This is a genomic window from Janthinobacterium sp. PSRC1-1 (assembly GCF_049897525.1).
In the GTDB taxonomy this organism is placed as follows: domain Bacteria; phylum Pseudomonadota; class Gammaproteobacteria; order Burkholderiales; family Burkholderiaceae_D; genus Janthinobacterium; species Janthinobacterium tructae.
The window spans coordinates 729492-745676 of the sequence record NZ_JAFCWK010000001.1; the positions used below are offsets into that span (position 1 = coordinate 729492).

Here is a 16185-nt window from a genome sequence, read left to right on the forward strand (position 1 = left end):
TGTAATTTAGAAATTCACACCAAAGAATTCTTCAATCTTGCTGATCGAGAAGTCCATCATCTCCTTGGTCAAACCAGGGAACACGCCAATCCACAGCGTGTCGTGCATGATGCGGTCAGTATTCGTCAGCTCGCCCGAGACGCGGTAGTTACGCCCGATCATGTACGGCTGGCGTGTCAGGTTGCCGGCGAACAGCAGGCGGGTACCAATCTTGTTTTGATCGAGGAACGTCAGCAGGTTGACCCGGTCCACATTGGCTTCCGGGCGCAACGTGATCGGGAAGCCGAACCACGATGGGTCCGAGTTTGGCGTCGCTTCCGGCAGGATCAGGAACTCCGCACAGCTTTGCAGGCCGTTTTTCATGTAGTTGAAATTGTCCTTGCGCGCCTGCACGAAACCGGCCGCGCGGTCCATCTGCGCCAGGCCACATGCCGCTTGCATGTCGGTGATCTTCAGGTTGTAGCCCAGGTGGCTGTAGGTGTACTTGTGGTCATAGCCATCCGGCAGCGTGCCCAGCTTGCAGCAGAAACGCTGGCCGCAAGTATTGTCCTTGCCCGGTGCGCAGTAGCAGTCGCGGCCCCAGTCGCGGAACGATTCGGCAATCGCTTTCAGTTCCGGATTGTTGGTAAACACTGCGCCGCCCTCACCCATGGTGATGTGGTGCGCCGGATAAAAGCTCATGGTGCCGATATCGCCGAAGGTACCGCACATCTGGCCGTTATAGGTGGCGCCCAGGGCGTCACAGCAATCTTCCACCAGCCACAGATTGTATTTTTTGCACAGTGCGACGATGACTTCCAGATTGAACGGGTTGCCCAAGGTGTGGGCCAGCATGATGGCCTTGGTCTTGTCGGTAATGGCCGCCTCGATCTTGGAGGCATCGATATTGTAGGTGCCCAGTTCCACGTCGACGAACACGGGCACGGCGCCAAACTGCAAAATAGGATTGACGGTGGTCGGGAAGCCCGCCGCCACACCGATGACTTCGTCACCGGGCTGAATCGCGCGTGCGCCCAATTTCGGTGAGGTCAGCGCCGAGAAGGCGACCAGGTTGGCCGACGAACCGGAGTTGACCGTAATCAGGAATTCGACACCGATGAACTTGGCCAGGCGTTTTTCAAATTCGTCATTGAAACGACCCGTCGTCAGCCAGGCGTCCAGCGAGGCTTCGACCATCAGGCCCATCTCAGGGGCACCAACGACTTTACCGGCAGGTGGAATCACCGTCACGCCCGGTTCGAATGGTTTCGGTACGCTGGCCAGTGCGCCATATTGCGCCACCAGGGCAGCGATCTGTTCGCGGATTTGTTGTTGGGTCAGTTGTTCGTTCATGGTACAGCCTTCAATTTGTTAGGTATTTTGATAAGTAGTGATTTGCGCCAGCGTCATTGCACGCATGTCTGCGCCCTGGTCGCAGGCTTTATGCCATTCGACAATTTTGGCGATCGTCTGACCGATGTCCCAACGCGGATGCCAGCCCAGTTGGCCACGGGCCTTGGAGCAATCGAGCTTCAGATAGGTCGCTTCGTGTGGATGATCCTGACCATCGAGCGACCAGGACGCGCCCGCGCCCCATTCCTGCGTCATGCGTTCGATAATCCACTCGACCGGTTTGGCATCGGTGTCGTGCGGACCGAAGTTCCAGCCCTCGGCATGCACGGGACCTTCCGTGTACAGTTTTTCCGCCAGGGTCAGATAGCCGCTCAGCGGTTCGAGCACATGCTGCCACGGCCGGATCGAATGGGGATTGCGTATCATCACCGGCTGCCCAGCGCCGATGGCGCGCAGCATGTCGGGGATCAGGCGATCCAGCGCCCAGTCGCCACCGCCGATGACATTGCCGGCGCGGCCGCTGCCTAGTGCAGTGCCATGTTCCGCATACTTCTCGGCATTAAAAAATGAACTGCGGTAGCCGGCCGTCACCAGTTCGGCGCAGCCCTTGCTGTTGCTATAGGGGTCGTAACCGCCCATCGCTTCGTTTTCGCGGTAGCCCCATGGCCATTCGCGATTTTCATAACACTTGTCGCTGGTAACATTAACCACCGAACGCACGCCCGGGGTGGCGCGCACGGCCTCGAGCAGGTTGACCACGCCCATCACATTGGTCGCGTAGGTTTCCACCGGATTGACGTACGAATAACGCACCAGCGGCTGGGCAGCCATGTGGATCACGATTTCAGGCCGCGCTTGTGCCATGGCGCGCTTCAGCGCTTCACCATCGCGCACGTCGCCGATAATCGAAACCATGCCGCGCGCCACGCTCGCCACTTCAAACAGGCTAGGGGTGGTGGGCGCTTCCAGCGCATAACCGGTCACTTCGGCGCCCAATTGCTGCAGCCACAAGCTCAGCCAACCGCCCTTGAAGCCGGTATGACCGGTCAGGAAAACACGCTTGCCTTGCCAGAATGCTGCGTCCATCAGCGCACCTTCCAGGGAGCTTTACCCGATTGCCACAGCTCTTCCAGGTGCACCTTGTCGCGCAGGGTGTCCATCGGTTGCCAGAAACCGCGGTGAAAAAAAGCGTCCAGCTGACCTTCGGCGGCCAGGCGTTCCAGCGGCTGCTTTTCCCAGGTCGTGCTGTCGTTCGCGACGTAATCGATGACCTTTGGCGACAATACAAAATAGCCGCCGTTGATCCAGGCGCCATCGCCTTGCGGTTTTTCCTGGAAACTATTGATTTTCTGGCCGTCCAAGATCAGTGCGCCGAAACGGCCCGGAGGCTGGGTCGCGGTCAGGGTAGCCATTTTGCCGTGCGCTTTGTGGAAGGCGATCGATTCAGTGATATTGACATCACTGACGCCATCGCCATAGGTGAAACAGAACGCTTCTTCGCCTTCCAGGTACTGCTTGACGCGCTTCAGGCGCCCGCCGGTCATGGTCTCGTCGCCCGTGTCGACCAGCGTGACTTTCCACGGTTCGGCATTACGCGCGTGCACTTCCATCTGATTATTCTGCATGTCGAACGTCACGTCCGACGTATGCAGGAAATAATTCGCGAAATATTCCTTGATGACATAGCCTTTGTAGCCGCAGCAAATCACAAAATCGTTGATGCCGTGGCTTGAATAACTTTTCATGATATGCCACAAAATTGGCTTACCACCAATTTCAATCATCGGCTTGGGTTTGGTGTGGGTCTCTTCTGAGATCCGGGTGCCGAGGCCACCCGCAAGAATGACTGCTTTCATTTTTATTATTCCTATTGAACGAAGTAAATTTGCCTGTTTCATCGGTTTGCAGGCTGGTGCCCGAACAACTGACCGGCCAGTGCAGTGCCTGGCGGCAAAGTATAAATTCGGTGTGCATGTCAGGCAACATGCCACTATGTCCGCTCTTGTCCCTGTCTTTCCGCATCGCTCAAGTTGATATCTCCGTGCTTGCCATCATCCTGCAATTTGTGTAAGCGTGGCGCCCCTGAGGGTGTCGCGATGGCAGGCGCTTGTCTGCGCCTGCCTGAGTGCTGTTCCAGTGCCCGGCTATGTACCATTTAGCTCTCCGAACTACAGCCTGCCTGAGTAGTTTTGTTATTGTTATTTAAATTTCAATAGTTCGGAGCATCATGAATAGAAAACCGGTTGGCATATAGCCAGGTTGACTGAATGTCTGTTGTGCAAACTTTCCGCGCAAGCGTGCTTATCACATCAATTACAGGTTCATCGTTCTGTGTAAGCCGAGTCAGCATGAGTGAAATTACAAAATAATAAACTCCGGCTCACTTGTTACCAAAATCATCTAAAATTTCCTATGGGAAAAGATACAATCAACTCTCGATTATAATTCAGAATACATGGAATTGCCATGTATGCATCGCTTCAACAGACGCCGCCCGGTGACAGGCAGATTGGAAAGAATATGAAATAAAGCACGTAATAATGCCTGATATTAAAAATATCGAAACGGCAATTACTATTGTGGAGACAAGCAGTGTTTATTAAAGTCAAAAATAAATCCAATGCTGTTACATTTGCTTGCGTTTTAGAGGGAGCAGGACGAGTGCCTGGTGGAATATCCAACGATGTTGAAAGATTCACTATTTAGTCATTGCGTGGTGGCCATTTCAGGTCGCTCACTACAATGCCTTGGAGCGCCAGGGCAAACGCGTACCGCCATGTGTGGCCACCAAGCCACACATTCTTTCTCATCATTTTTGTCCGACGTTATTGGGTGATTTTCTTGCCGTAGCAATGCGGACAAGACACCTCATACACGTATTCAGGCGCCAGCTGCTGGCGCGGCGTGACGACGGCGCGGCAGACGAAACATTGCACGGTTTCCGTCGGTTCCAGTTTCGGGTTCAGGGCCGTGCGGTAATCGAACACGAAACAGTCGCCCGTGTAGTGCTCGCCGCCCACTTCCTCGAAATACTTCAGGATGCCGCCGTCGAGCTGGTACACGCTGTCGTAGCCGATTTCCTTCATGTGGATGGCGGCCTTTTCGCAGCGGATGCCGCCCGTGCAGAAGGTGACGACCGTCTTGCCTTCCAGTTCTTCCTTGTGCGCGGCGGCAACGGCCGGGAATTCCGTAAACTTGTCGATACGGTAATCGAGCGTGTTGTTGAACGTGCCCACGTCCACTTCAAAGGCGTTGCGCGTTTCCATCATGACCACGGGTTTGCCCGCATCGTCGACGCCGGCGTCGAGCCAGCGCTTGAGCGTGTGCGCGTCGACGGACGGGGCACGGCCCAGTTCCGGCTTGATCAGCGGCATGCGCATGGTGATGATTTCTTTTTTCAGCTTGACCAGCATGCGCTTGTGTGATTGCTCGATTGACAAGCTTTCCTTCCATTCCAGATCGGCCAGACGCGCGTCGCTGCGCACCCAGGCGAGGAAGCTGTCGATATGCTCGCGCGTACCCGAGAGGAACATATTGATGCCTTCCGGTGTCAGCAGGATCGTGCCCTTCAGTTCCAGCGCCAGGCATTGCTCCTGATACAAGGGACGCATGGCTTCCGTATCGGCTAGCGTAATGAATTTATACGCGGCGATATTGACAAACGTGACGGCGGGTGGGCTGACGGCGGCGGAAACGGCGGGTGTTGCTGGAGTGATGGCTTGCATGATGGCGATCGGCTTAGACTGAACAGCCGATATTATAAGCCCGACGGGCCAGGCCGGATACCCGGTCCGCACGCGCGACGCGGTAGAATAGACCCCATTGAATTTTGCACGAAACGGTACACAGGATGGAAATGGTAATGCAAGAGGCCGGCGCTCCGGCAGGTTCACAGCAAGCGGTGCAGCCCGGTCCCGCCTTCGTCCACTTGCGCGTGCACTCGGAGTACTCGATCGTCGATGGCCTGGTGCGCATCGACGACGTGGTCAAGGCGGCGGCGAAGGACAAGCAGGTGGCGCTGGCCGTCACCGACCTGTCGAACCTGTTTGGCATGGTCAAGTTCTACAAGGAAGCGCGCGGCAAGGGCATCAAGCCCATCGTCGGCGTCGACGTGTGGATCACGAATGACGACAACCGCGAAAAACCGTCGCGGTTGCTGTTGCTGGCGAAGAATCGCATGGGCTATCTGCAACTGTGCGAACTGCTGTCGATGGCCTGGCTGACCAACCAGTACAAGGGACGTGCCGAGCTGCGCATCGAGTGGCTGCAGGCGCTGGCGACGAATACCTACGACCTGTACCCGGGCGAAAGCGCGGCGAATGGCTTGATCGCCCTGTCCGGCGCGCATTTCGGCGATGTTGGCATTGCTATCGAGAATGGCAACCTGGCCCTGGCCGAACGCAACGCCCAGCGCTGGGCCGAGATTTTCCCCGGCCACTTCTATGTCGAAATCCAGCGCGGCGGTCAGGCCAACCAGGAAGCGCAGGTGCGCCATGCGGTGGCGCTGGCGGCCAAGCTCGGTTTACCCGTGGTCGCCACGCATCCCGTGCAATTTATTTCTCCAGAGGAATTTATTGCCCACGAAGCCCGCACCTGTATCGCCGAAGGCGAAATGCTGGCCAACGCCAAGCGCGTGAAGCGCTTCAACGACAGCCAGCGCTTCCTGTCGCAGGCCGACATGGCGGAATTGTTCGCCGACTTGCCGGCCGCGTTGGCCAATTCCGTGGAAATCGCCAAGCGCTGCAATTTGACCTTGACCCTGGGCAAGCCGCAACTGCCGAACTTCCCCACGCCGCCCGGCATGACGATCGACGAGTTCCTCGTTGCCGAATCACAGGCGGGCCTGGAAAAGCGCCTGATCCAGCTGTATCCCGATCCCGAGCGCCGTGAAAAGGAGCGTCCGCGCTACGAGTCGCGCTTGAAATTCGAGACGGACACGATTTGCAACATGAAATTCCCCGGCTACTTCCTCATCGTGGCCGAGTTTATCCAGTGGGCCAAGGAAAACGGCGTGCCCGTCGGCCCGGGCCGTGGTTCGGGTGCCGGTTCGCTGGTGGCGTATTCGCTGCTCATTACCGACCTGGACCCATTGCAGTACAACCTGCTGTTCGAGCGTTTTCTCAATCCCGAACGCGTCTCGATGCCCGACTTCGATATCGACTTTTGCCAGGAAGGGCGCGACCGCGTCATCCAGCACGTCAAGGATTTGTATGGCAAGGAGGCCGTCTCGCAGATCGCCACCTTCGGTACCATGGCCGCCAAGGGCGCGATCCGCGACGTGGGCCGCGTGATGGACTTCGGTTACAACTTCTGCGACGGCATCTCCAAGCTGATCCCGTTCAAGCCGGGCAAACCCGTGTCGATCGCCGACGCCATCGAGGAAGAGCCGCTGCTCAAGGAGCGGCTGGAAAACGAGGAAGAGGTCAAGCAGTTGCTGGAGCTGGCGCAGCAAGTCGAAGGCATCACGCGCAATATCGGCATGCACGCGGGGGGCGTGCTGATTGCCCCGGGCAAGCTGACGGATTTCTGCCCGCTGTACACGCAGGGTGGCGACTCGGGCGTCGTGTCGCAGTACGACAAGGATGACGTGGAGGCCGTCGGCCTGGTGAAGTTCGACTTTTTGGGTCTGACCACGCTCACCATCCTCGACCGCGCCGTACGCTACATCAAGCAGCTCGATCCCGCGCAAGCCGATTTCGACCTGGCCACCTTGCCGCTGAACGACAAGCCGTCGTATGACTTGCTGACCAAGGCCAAGACCGTGGCCGTGTTCCAGCTCGAGTCGCGCGGCATGCAGGGCATGCTGAAAGACGCGCGTCCCGACCGTTTCGAAGACATTATCGCGCTCGTGGCGCTGTACCGTCCGGGTCCGATGGACCTGATTCCCGACTTTTGCAAGCGCAAGCACGGCGAACGCTTCGATTATCCCGATCCGCGCACGGAAGCGATTCTGTCCGAAACCTACGGCATCATGGTGTATCAGGAGCAGGTGATGCAGATGGCGCAGATCGTCGGCGGCTACTCGCTGGGCGGCGCCGACATGCTGCGCCGCGCCATGGGCAAGAAGAAGGCCGAAGAGATGGCCGAGCACCGCGAGATCTTCCGAGCCGGTGCGGCCAAGGATGGCTTGACGGCCGCCAAGGCCGACGAGATCTTCGACTTGATGGAAAAGTTCGCCGGCTATGGTTTCAACAAATCGCACGCCGCCGCCTACGCCTTGCTGTCGTACCACACGGCGTATTTGAAGGCGCACCACACGGCCGCCTTCATGGCCGCCAACTTGTCGCTGGCCATGGACGACACGGACAAGATCAAGATCCTGGTGGAAGACTCGCTGGAAATCTGCAAGCTGACCTTGTTGCCGCCGGATATCAACGAATCGGACTACCGCTTCACGCCGAGCGGCGCCGCGCCGTCGGTGAGCGGCAAGAAAGTCACGCAGATCCGCTATGGCCTCGGTGCCGTGAAGGGTTCCGGCCAGAACGCCATCGAAGCCATCATCGCCGCGCGCGAGGCGGGCGGACCCTTCACCAGCCTGTTCGATTTCTGCAAGCGCGTGGATAAAAAGCAGATCAACCGCCGCACCATCGAGTCCCTGATACGCAGCGGCGCCTTCGACTGCCTGAAGATCGACCGCGCCATCCTGCTCGCATCCGTGGCGTTCGCCATGGAGTGCGCCGATCAGGCCGCCAAGGCGGCGAATCAGGTGAGCCTGTTCGGCGGCGACGACAGCGACATGGTGGCGCCGCCCGAGTACGTCAAAGTGCCCGTGTGGAGCGACAAGCAGCGCCTGACCGAAGAAAAGATCGCCCTGGGCTTTTATCTGTCCGGCCATCTGTTCGACTCGTATGCGCCCGAGGCGCGCCGTTTTGCGCGCACGAAACTGTCTGAATTGTCACCGTCGCGCGAACCGCGCATGATGGCCGGCGTCATCACGGGCTTGCGCACGCAGATGACGCAGCGCGGCAAGATTCTCATCGTCACCCTGGACGACAAGAGCGGCACGGTGGAAGTGACCGTGTATGGCGAATTGTTCGATGCCAACCGGAAAATCTTCAAGGAAGATGAATTCCTCGCCGTCGTGGGCAAGGTGTCGGAAGACCGTTTCTCGGGCGGCTTGCGCATCACGGCCGAGAGCGCCTTCGACATCATCGCCGCGCGCGTGCAGTATGGCCGCCAGCTGGGCCTGACCTTGCCGGCCACGCTGGACGCCAAGCGCATCCGTGACGTGATCCTGCCGCACCGGGCCGAGACGGGCTTGCCGATCGCTGCGCGGGTCAGCCCGCAAGGTGTCAGTTGCGTGCTGCAGTTCGGGGATGAGTGGAAAGTGGCGCCATCGGATGAATTGCAGATGGCGCTCGAGCAGATGCTGGGCGCGCAAGAGGTGGCGGTCGAATACTGACCGGCACCGCCCGGCGCAGACAATAAAGCCAAACCGCAGGCATGCTGGTTTGGCTTTGTTCGTTTACATGTCTTTCAGGCCCGTGATCGCGTAACCCTTGGCGGCGATCTGCTGGTGCGGCTGTTCGATATGGTAGTCGGGCAAGATCTCGGCATCGTCGGCCACTTCGCTGGCGCGCGCTTCGAGTTGCCAGTCGGTATTGGTCACCTCTTCGGGAATGATCTTTCCTTCCGGCACGGCGAGGTAGGAAAAAATGCCGTCGTGCTCGGCCCGGCGGTAGATGTCTACGCGCATGAATGCCTCCTAGTAAGCGTTGGGGGAACCGGCGCACCACATGTGCATACCGATAGCGCTAGCGTAACAGGATTGTGCCGCGCATGGGTTGAAGCGTGTGCCGCAGGGGGGGCTCAGGCGGCAGCGTAGTCTTCGTCTTCCAGGTCGGCCGCTTGCCGTGCCTCGTTGGCGGCTGCCGCAGTGCCTGCCGTGGCGACCTGCAGCGGGCTGCGATGGGCGTCCAGGCCGCTACGCAGGCTGCCGATCATGGCCAGCATCAGTTCGTGGCGTTTGCGTGCTTCCGAGCGTTTTTTTGACGGAATGTCTTCCAGGGCAGGCAGGGGCAGGTTTTCGCATGGCAGCTCAAAATCGCCATCCTTGCGTACCTGGGCGCCGAGTTCTTGCCAAAGGGCATTGTAGTCGGCGAACAGCCGGCCCTTTTTGGCGGAATGGTGGACGGCCCGGTTGGCGTTGCCTACCAGTACCATATTGCGGCAGCCATGTTCATGTCCCAGCTGGCGCACCAGGCGCACCATCAGGGCCTTGGGGCGCATGCCATGCAGGTCGCGCGTGGCTTCGCGCACCCGGCGCAAGCCTTCCGCGCCGCGCGGACCCTGGAGGCAACCGATGCCCACGCCCATGCTGGCGCGCGCGCGGGAACCGAAAAAGGTAAACGCGACCGAGTAGATCACATCATCGCCACGCGCCAGTTGCAGCACCATCTCGCCTTCGCGGTCCATCGGTTGTAGCGAACACAGCTGCAGGTGGTAGGGCGCGCCCGATTTTCCCGGTACGGTACCCAGGCGCACGGGGGCGCGCGCCGCCTGCGTCATCAGCTTGCCCCAGCCTTGTTGCAGGATGAAATGATAGTGTTCGACCAGCAAGGCGACGCGCTGGCGGCATGACAGGTTCGTGCTCAGGTAATGGCGGTACACCTTGTGCATCATGCGCGGATAGGCTTGCAGCAAGTCCTGGAACACGGGATGGGAGTTGAGCAGCTGCAGCCAGATGCGCGTCTGCCTATGCTGCAAATGTGCCCGCAATTGCAGCTTGAGCAGCTCGCGCACGCGGGACATGCCCGGCTTCATATTGCTCAGGCCGGCATGCAGGGTAATAGTTTGTGTCATCAAAGAGTTTCCATGTGTGTGTATGGCGGGCGCCGGCTGCGCTTCAGGCAGGCGGCGGCCCGCTCATGCCGTCGGTATCGGCCATCAAGACCGTGGCGCTGCGCGTGGCGCGCGCCAGCTTGCGTGCCAGCGCGCCGGCAAAGCGGCGTTGCCAGGGACCGTGCCGCAGGGCCGGCAGGACGATTTCGTGGCAACCGAGCAATTCAGCCGTATCGAGGATCGTAAACAGCAGCTCGCCGGCGACAATATGCGTGCTGAAGGCGAGCTGCGAACGGCTCAGATACAGTCCCGCCTCGTGCATCATCTGCTGTGTGGCCAGGTCCAGCGCATGGCATGCGCCAGCGCTGTGCCGGGGCATGCCATCGGCCTGGTGCCGTGGCGCCGCTGTCACGTGCAGCAGGCTGACGCTGACCGGGATGCCCCATTCCTGCAAGCGCCTGGCGTAGCGCGCGCCGTAGATGATGTCGCTGGCGCGCTTGACGGGCAAGAGCAGCAGCAAGGTATCCTGGCCCGTCTTGCCGCCCGCGCCCGCGGTGCTGTCCGGGGCGCGGTGACGTTGCGGGGCAAGGCGCGATGCATGCATGGATGGATGGCCATAGTCGGAAAAGCATGTCATCTTATCCATGCCACCCCCTGCTGTAAATTGGCGAAACAGCGTACGGGTTTCCCTTATGTCGCCCCGGTTTTAATAGCGGTAGGTGGCATATACGGCGCCGACCGGGGAGGTCTTGCGCTGCACGATGGGGCTCTTGGCCGCGTCGCCCATGCGGTGCTCGACGCCGACCAGGGTATTGAGGCTCCAGCGCGCGTCGAAGCGGTGCTCCCAGTTGACGGTGGCCTGTGCTTCATAGAAACCGCCCTTGGGCGTGTATTGCTTGAACGAGGTGTTCGCGGCCTGGGTGGCCGTGACGCCATACATGGTCTGCACGTACTTGCGCTCGCCCCAGCCCAGCTGGCCACCGATGGTCACGCTGTCCTGCTGCACACCCTTGGCATCGGTCCGTCCGTAGACCTGGCCTGTTGCGCCGAAATGCACGTTCGCCCCATTTTCGCGATTCGACAGGGGAATGTCGCTCGACACGCTCAGCGACAGGCCCGGCAATGGCGAATAGCCTGCGCTGAGGAGGGCGCTGGCGTTGCCCTTGACCTCTCCCATGCCCTTCAGATAATCGCTGCCACCCCAGCCGTTGACGCCCGTGCGCTTGTGGTCTTCTCGCTTGCCGCGGTAGCCCAGCGCGGCGCTATAACTGAATGACCCTGCCTGGCCGCCATAGCCGATGCCGCGCGAAGTGCTGATGAACAGGCCATTGGCCATGGCATAGTCGAGGATGATCAGCGGCGAAGCCGACAGTTTGTCGGCGCCGGAATAGCTGGACACGGCAGCGACGCCGCCGCCGATGGTGAAGACATTTTCCGCGGCCGGTTCGGCCGCCGCGGCGGCCAGGGGGTTCAGGCTCAGACCGCAGGCCAGTGCCAGCGAGGTCAACAGGGTTGTGGGTGCGTGCATGGAGTTTTCCGTCAGGTGGAGAACCGAGTCCGGAGTGGCTCGATTGACTGCGGCTAGTATCGGCCTGTGCCATGAAGGAAAAATGAGCCCTTTATTAAGATCGCATGAAGAATGCTTCTTTACCCATTCTTCAGCTTGCGGTGGTTTAATACTCCCCATGAAGATACTGCTGATAGAAGACGACATGGACCTGGGCAATGGCGTGCGCATCGCCTTGCGTGACCAGGGCATGCAAGTGGTGTGGGTGCGCAGCCTGGAAGACGCGGCGCGCAGCATCGAGCACGACAGCTGCGAACTGGTGCTGCTGGACCTGGGCTTGCCGGACGGCGATGGCCTCGATTTGCTGGCCCGGCTGCGCGCGGCGCGCCTGCCGGTGCTGATCCTCAGCGCCCGCGATACGCTGGAACAGCGCTTGCGCGGCCTCGATGGTGGCGCCGACGATTACCTGGTCAAGCCGTTCGTGCTGGCCGAGTTGCTGTCGCGCGTGCGCGCCCTCGCACGCCGCAGCTATGGCTTCGATGGCGACACCATCGAATTGCGCGGCCTGCTGCTGCAAGTGCCCACGCGGCGTGTCAGCGTGCAGGGCCGGCCCGTGGAGCTCACCGCCAGTGAATATGCACTGCTGAAGACCTTGCTGATGCGCGCCAACCGCGTCATCACGCGCCGCGTGCTGGAGGAACATATCCTGCCCGGCGGCCTGGCCAATGCCAGCAATACCCTCGACGTGCATATGGGCAACCTGCGCCGCAAGATAGGCGAAGGGTATATCCGTACCGTGCGCGGCGTTGGCTATGTCATCGACCAGCAAGGCGAGACATCCTCCCCGCCGGGTGCCGGCGCATGATGGGGCGTGTCTGGGCCATGCTGCGCCGGCCTACGCTGCTGCGCCGGTTGATGCTGGCGCAAATGCTGATGCTGACCGTGCTGTGGAGCCTTGCCGTGGCGTATGTGCTGGTCGAGGGAGCTGGCGAAGCAAGCAATGTGGGCCGTGGCGTCTTGCACGCCATTATCAGCGTGGCCGATAACCTGGCCGAGCAGCCGCAGCGACAGGAGCAAAGCTTGCGCGCCATCGACGAAGCCTTGCGCGAAGAGTTTGAAATGGGCCAGGTGCCTGAGCTGGCGCCGCGCATCCTGGTCTGGCGCGAAGGCAAGCTGCTCTACAAGTCCCCCGCAGCGCCCAGCGGTATTCGCAGCGCCGGTCCTGATCAGATGGAAGTGATCTACATCAAGGGACAGGCCTGGCGCAGCCGCAGCCTGACTGAGGGGGGCACGCGCGTGACGGTGCTCGAGCTGGGCGGCCCATGGCAGTTTTTCATCACGATCAATTCACACGGCTATTACCTGCTGCCGCTGCTGATCAGTTTGCCTTTCCTGTTGCTGCCGGCCTGGCTGTCGATCCGCCTGGCCATGCGGCCCTGGCGCCGCGTGGCGCAAGAGGTGGCGGCGCGGGGGCCGCAGGATTTGCGCCCGCTGGCCTTCAAGCCACCGCATGGCGAACTGGCGGCATTGGTCGACAATATCAACGCGCTGCTGCAACGGGTCGATGCCAGTGCCGCGCGTGAACGCAGCTTCATCGCCGACGCCACGCATGAGCTGCGCACGCCGCTGGCGGCCATGCGCGTGAATGTCGAGGCCTTGCAGGGCCAGGCACATGACGCCCGCCAGCAAGAGCTGCTGGACGGCATCTTGAACAGTGGTAACCGTGCCGCGCGCCTGGTGGGGCAGCTGCTGCAGCTGACGCGCAGCGAAGTGCAGGCGGGTGCCGGCGAGCTGCCGCGGCGGCAGGCGCTCGATACCTTGCTGCAAGATCGGCTGGCGGCCCTGTCCGGCCTGGCCCAGGCGGGGGAGATCGAGCTCGAGTTGCAGGCCAGCGTTTCGCTCAGCGTGCCCGGACAGCGCGAGAGCCTCGTTTCGCTGATCGACAATCTGGTGGAAAACGCCATCAAGTACAGTCCGCGCGGCAGCAGCGTGACGGTGTCGCTGCATGCGGAGCGGGGCCAGGCTGTGTTGCATGTGGCCGATCAGGGGCCGGGCATCGCGCCGGCGCTGTATGCGCGCGTGTTCGACCGCTTTTTCCGCGCGCCGCAGCAGGCGCAGCCGGGCAGCGGCCTGGGCTTGTCCATCGTCGCTTCTGTCGTGCGCCAGCACGGCGGCACGATTCAGTTACATAGCGGTAATGGCGGTATGGGCTTGCTGGTGGAGGTCAGGTTGCCCTTGGCCGATGCCTGAGGGCGCTGGGGAGCTTTGTGATATGGCATGAAGATGTGAGCTTATAACGCAAGATGGCATGGCGTGGCGCGCGCCTGCGATGCATAATGGGGAACAGTCAAAAAACACCGTTATGCGTCCATTCCTGTCCCGCTACCTGCAATATCCCTCCTTTGTCGGTCTGTATCTGCTGTTTGACTGGGCGACCTATATCGACCCGATGTACGGGCTGAACATCACCCCCTGGAATCCCGATCCCGCGCTGGGCCTGGTGTTTTGGCTGATTCACGGCCGCAAGGCGGCGCTGCCGTGGTTTATCGCCTTGCTGGCTGGCGAGGTGCTGGTACGCGGCATGCCGGCAGGTCTGCCCCTGACCTTGCTTTGTTCGGCGTGGCTGGTGCTCGGCTATGGCGGTATCGGCGCGGTCCTGCGCCGCAGTTTCAGCAGCGGCGACATCTTTGACAACCGGCGCCGCCTGAGCGCCTGGGTCGCCATCGTGTTGCTTGGCACCGTGCTCAACGCGCTCGGCTACATTTCCTTGCTGTCGCTGACGGGACGCATACCGGCCGGCGAGTGGGGCACGGCCGTATGGCGTTTCGGCATCGGCGACACGGTCGGCATGCTGGTGTCGATGCCGCTGATCTGGGTACTGTTCAGTGAGCGCGGGCGGGAGCGCCTGCATGCCGCCGTCTGGCGCTGGGAAACCCTGGCGTATCTGGCCCTGGCCAGCTTTGTGCTGTGGAGTGTCTTCGGTTCCATCGTGCGTTCCGAATACAAGCATTTCTATTTCCTGTTTCTTCCCGTGATCTGGGCCGCCTCGCGCCAGGGCCTGCATGGCGCCGTGCTGGCCGTGTTTGTATTGCAACTATGCATCATCACTCTGGTGAAATGGTCGCATGCGGTCGATATTCAGTTTTATGAATTGCAACTGCTCGATGCTGTGCTGGCCCTGGTGGGATTTTTTATCGGCATCGTCGTCGATGAAATGCGCCAGGTGGCTGACGAACTGAAACACACGATGCGGCTGGCGGCTGCCGGCGAGATGGCAGCCGCGATCGCGCATGAGCTGAACCAGCCGTTGACGGCCTTGTCCACTTACGGCAAGGCGTGTGAATACCTGCTGGAACGGGGCGAGAACGGCGCCTTGCTGCAGAGCGCCATCGGGCACATGATCGTTGAATCGGGACGCGCCGCGGACGTGGTGCGCCGCCTGCGCGACTTTTTCCGTACCGGCGCGATGCAGCTCGAGGCGGTGGAGGCAAGCGCCTTGATCGAAGGCTTGGCGCGCCAGTTCACGCCGCTGTTCCATGAACATGGCATCGAGCTGCTGCTGGCGCCGCCATCGCCGCTGGCCGTCAATGCGGACCGCCTGCAAATCGAGCTGGTACTGCGTAACTTGCTGGCCAATGCGCAGGATGCGGTGATGGGCCAGCCGCGCGGCCAGCGCCGCATCACGGTCTCGGCCGAGCCGCTCGATGGCGGCCGGCTGTGCCTGTCCGTGGAAGATAGCGGGCCCGGCATTTCCAACAGCCTGGCCGCACGCCTGTTCGAACCGTTTGTCTCGACCAAGGCCAGCGGTCTGGGTCTGGGGCTGGTGCTCAGCCGCAGCATCGTCGAAGCGCATGGCGGCCAGTTATGGGCCGAAGTGGGCAAGCATGGGATTTTTCGTTTTATCCTGCCCCTGGCGCACGCCAGTGCAGCCGCTACGGGAGAGTGTGGTGACAAGTAATTTGACGGTATTTATCGTGGACGACGATCCCGCCGTGCGCGATGCGCTGGGTTTGCTGTTGGGTATACGCGGCTACCGCACGGCCCTGTTTTCCTGTGGCGAGGATTTCCTGCACAGCTGGCGGCCCGAGTGGGCCGGTTGCCTGCTGATCGATATCCGCATGTCGGGTATGGATGGCCTGAGTCTGCAGCGCCGCCTGCTGGAGCTCCACTGCATGTTGCCCATCATTATCATCACGGGGCACGGCGACGTGGCGCTGGCACGTCAGGCATTCAAGGCGCAGGCCAGCGATTTCCTGGAAAAACCATTTGACCACGACAAGCTGCTGGCCGCCATCGACGAGGCGTTTTCGCGCGAGGCGCACACACGCGGCCAGTTGCAGCGTCAGGTGGAGGGGCAAGCCTTGCTGCGCGCCTTGACGCCGCGCGAGCGCGAGGTGATGCAGTTGGTGGTGACGGGTCAGCACAACCGCGATATCGCCCCGGCGCTCGGCATTTCCGTGCGTACGGTGGAAGTGCACAAGGCGCGCCTGATGGACAAGCTCGGTGTCGATAATGTGGCCGATCTGGTGCGCATCAGCATGCTGGGCACCGGCTAGCCGCTGCGG

Annotated in this window: 13 protein-coding genes; 5 read left to right on the plus strand and 8 right to left on the minus strand. The window is 60.8% G+C overall.

What is annotated here, in order from left to right:
• Window positions 1-6 precede the first annotated feature (6 nt).
• The 4 genes from rfbH to ACP7DW_RS03335 form a co-directional block, all read right to left on the minus strand.
• Entirely contained in the window at window positions 7-1332 is a 1326-nt protein-coding gene (gene rfbH, locus ACP7DW_RS03320) for a lipopolysaccharide biosynthesis protein RfbH (protein WP_426053421.1), read from the minus strand.
• A gap of 18 nt (window positions 1333-1350) precedes the next feature.
• On the minus strand, window positions 1351-2418 hold the full coding sequence (gene rfbG / locus ACP7DW_RS03325) for a CDP-glucose 4,6-dehydratase (RefSeq protein WP_426053420.1): 1068 nt from the start codon (window positions 2416-2418) through the stop codon (window positions 1351-1353).
• Window positions 2418-3188, minus strand: a complete 771-nt coding sequence (rfbF, locus tag ACP7DW_RS03330) for a glucose-1-phosphate cytidylyltransferase (RefSeq protein ID WP_426053419.1) — start codon at window positions 3186-3188, stop codon at window positions 2418-2420. The genes rfbG and rfbF overlap by 1 nt, the downstream gene beginning before the upstream one ends.
• Window positions 3189-4157: 969 nt before the next feature.
• Window positions 4158-5057: a sulfurtransferase gene (locus tag ACP7DW_RS03335; RefSeq protein ID WP_426053418.1), complete on the minus strand. Its 900-nt coding sequence runs from the start codon at window positions 5055-5057 to the stop codon at window positions 4158-4160.
• 137 nt (window positions 5058-5194) lie between these two features.
• On the opposite strand from ACP7DW_RS03335, the gene dnaE reads away from it, so the two are divergent.
• Entirely contained in the window at window positions 5195-8734 is a 3540-nt protein-coding gene (gene dnaE / locus ACP7DW_RS03340; RefSeq protein WP_426053417.1) for a DNA polymerase III subunit alpha, read from the plus strand.
• Window positions 8735-8797: 63 nt separating this feature from the next.
• On the opposite strand, the gene ACP7DW_RS03345 is transcribed toward dnaE, so the two are convergent.
• From ACP7DW_RS03345 to ACP7DW_RS03360, 4 genes are all read right to left on the minus strand, one after another.
• Window positions 8798-9028 carry a DUF6139 family protein gene (locus ACP7DW_RS03345; protein ID WP_426053416.1) on the minus strand — a complete coding sequence of 77 codons (231 nt, stop codon included), beginning with the start codon at window positions 9026-9028 and terminating at the stop codon, window positions 8798-8800.
• A gap of 113 nt (window positions 9029-9141) precedes the next feature.
• Entirely contained in the window at window positions 9142-10134 is a 993-nt protein-coding gene (locus tag ACP7DW_RS03350; protein ID WP_426053415.1) for a VirK/YbjX family protein, read from the minus strand.
• Between the two features lie 43 nt (window positions 10135-10177).
• Window positions 10178-10759 (minus strand): universal stress protein, encoded by a 582-nt coding sequence (locus tag ACP7DW_RS03355; protein WP_426053414.1) that lies wholly within the window; start codon window positions 10757-10759, stop codon window positions 10178-10180.
• 60 nt (window positions 10760-10819) lie between these two features.
• Window positions 10820-11641: a MipA/OmpV family protein gene (locus tag ACP7DW_RS03360; protein ID WP_426053413.1), complete on the minus strand. Its 822-nt coding sequence runs from the start codon at window positions 11639-11641 to the stop codon at window positions 10820-10822.
• A 157-nt stretch (window positions 11642-11798) separates the two neighbouring features.
• Between ACP7DW_RS03360 and ACP7DW_RS03365 the strand changes: the two genes are divergently transcribed.
• From ACP7DW_RS03365 to ACP7DW_RS03380, 4 genes are all read left to right on the plus strand, one after another.
• Window positions 11799-12485 carry a response regulator gene (locus ACP7DW_RS03365; RefSeq protein WP_426053412.1) on the plus strand — a complete coding sequence of 229 codons (687 nt, stop codon included), beginning with the start codon at window positions 11799-11801 and terminating at the stop codon, window positions 12483-12485.
• Window positions 12482-13870 (plus strand): sensor histidine kinase, encoded by a 1389-nt coding sequence (locus tag ACP7DW_RS03370; RefSeq protein WP_426053411.1) that lies wholly within the window; start codon window positions 12482-12484, stop codon window positions 13868-13870. The genes ACP7DW_RS03365 and ACP7DW_RS03370 overlap by 4 nt, the downstream gene beginning before the upstream one ends.
• Before the next feature lie 112 nt (window positions 13871-13982).
• Window positions 13983-15578: an ATP-binding protein gene (locus ACP7DW_RS03375; protein WP_426053410.1), complete on the plus strand. Its 1596-nt coding sequence runs from the start codon at window positions 13983-13985 to the stop codon at window positions 15576-15578.
• Window positions 15568-16176 (plus strand): response regulator transcription factor, encoded by a 609-nt coding sequence (locus ACP7DW_RS03380; RefSeq protein ID WP_426053409.1) that lies wholly within the window; start codon window positions 15568-15570, stop codon window positions 16174-16176. The genes ACP7DW_RS03375 and ACP7DW_RS03380 overlap by 11 nt, the downstream gene beginning before the upstream one ends.
• The last annotated feature ends 9 nt before the right edge of the window (window positions 16177-16185 follow it).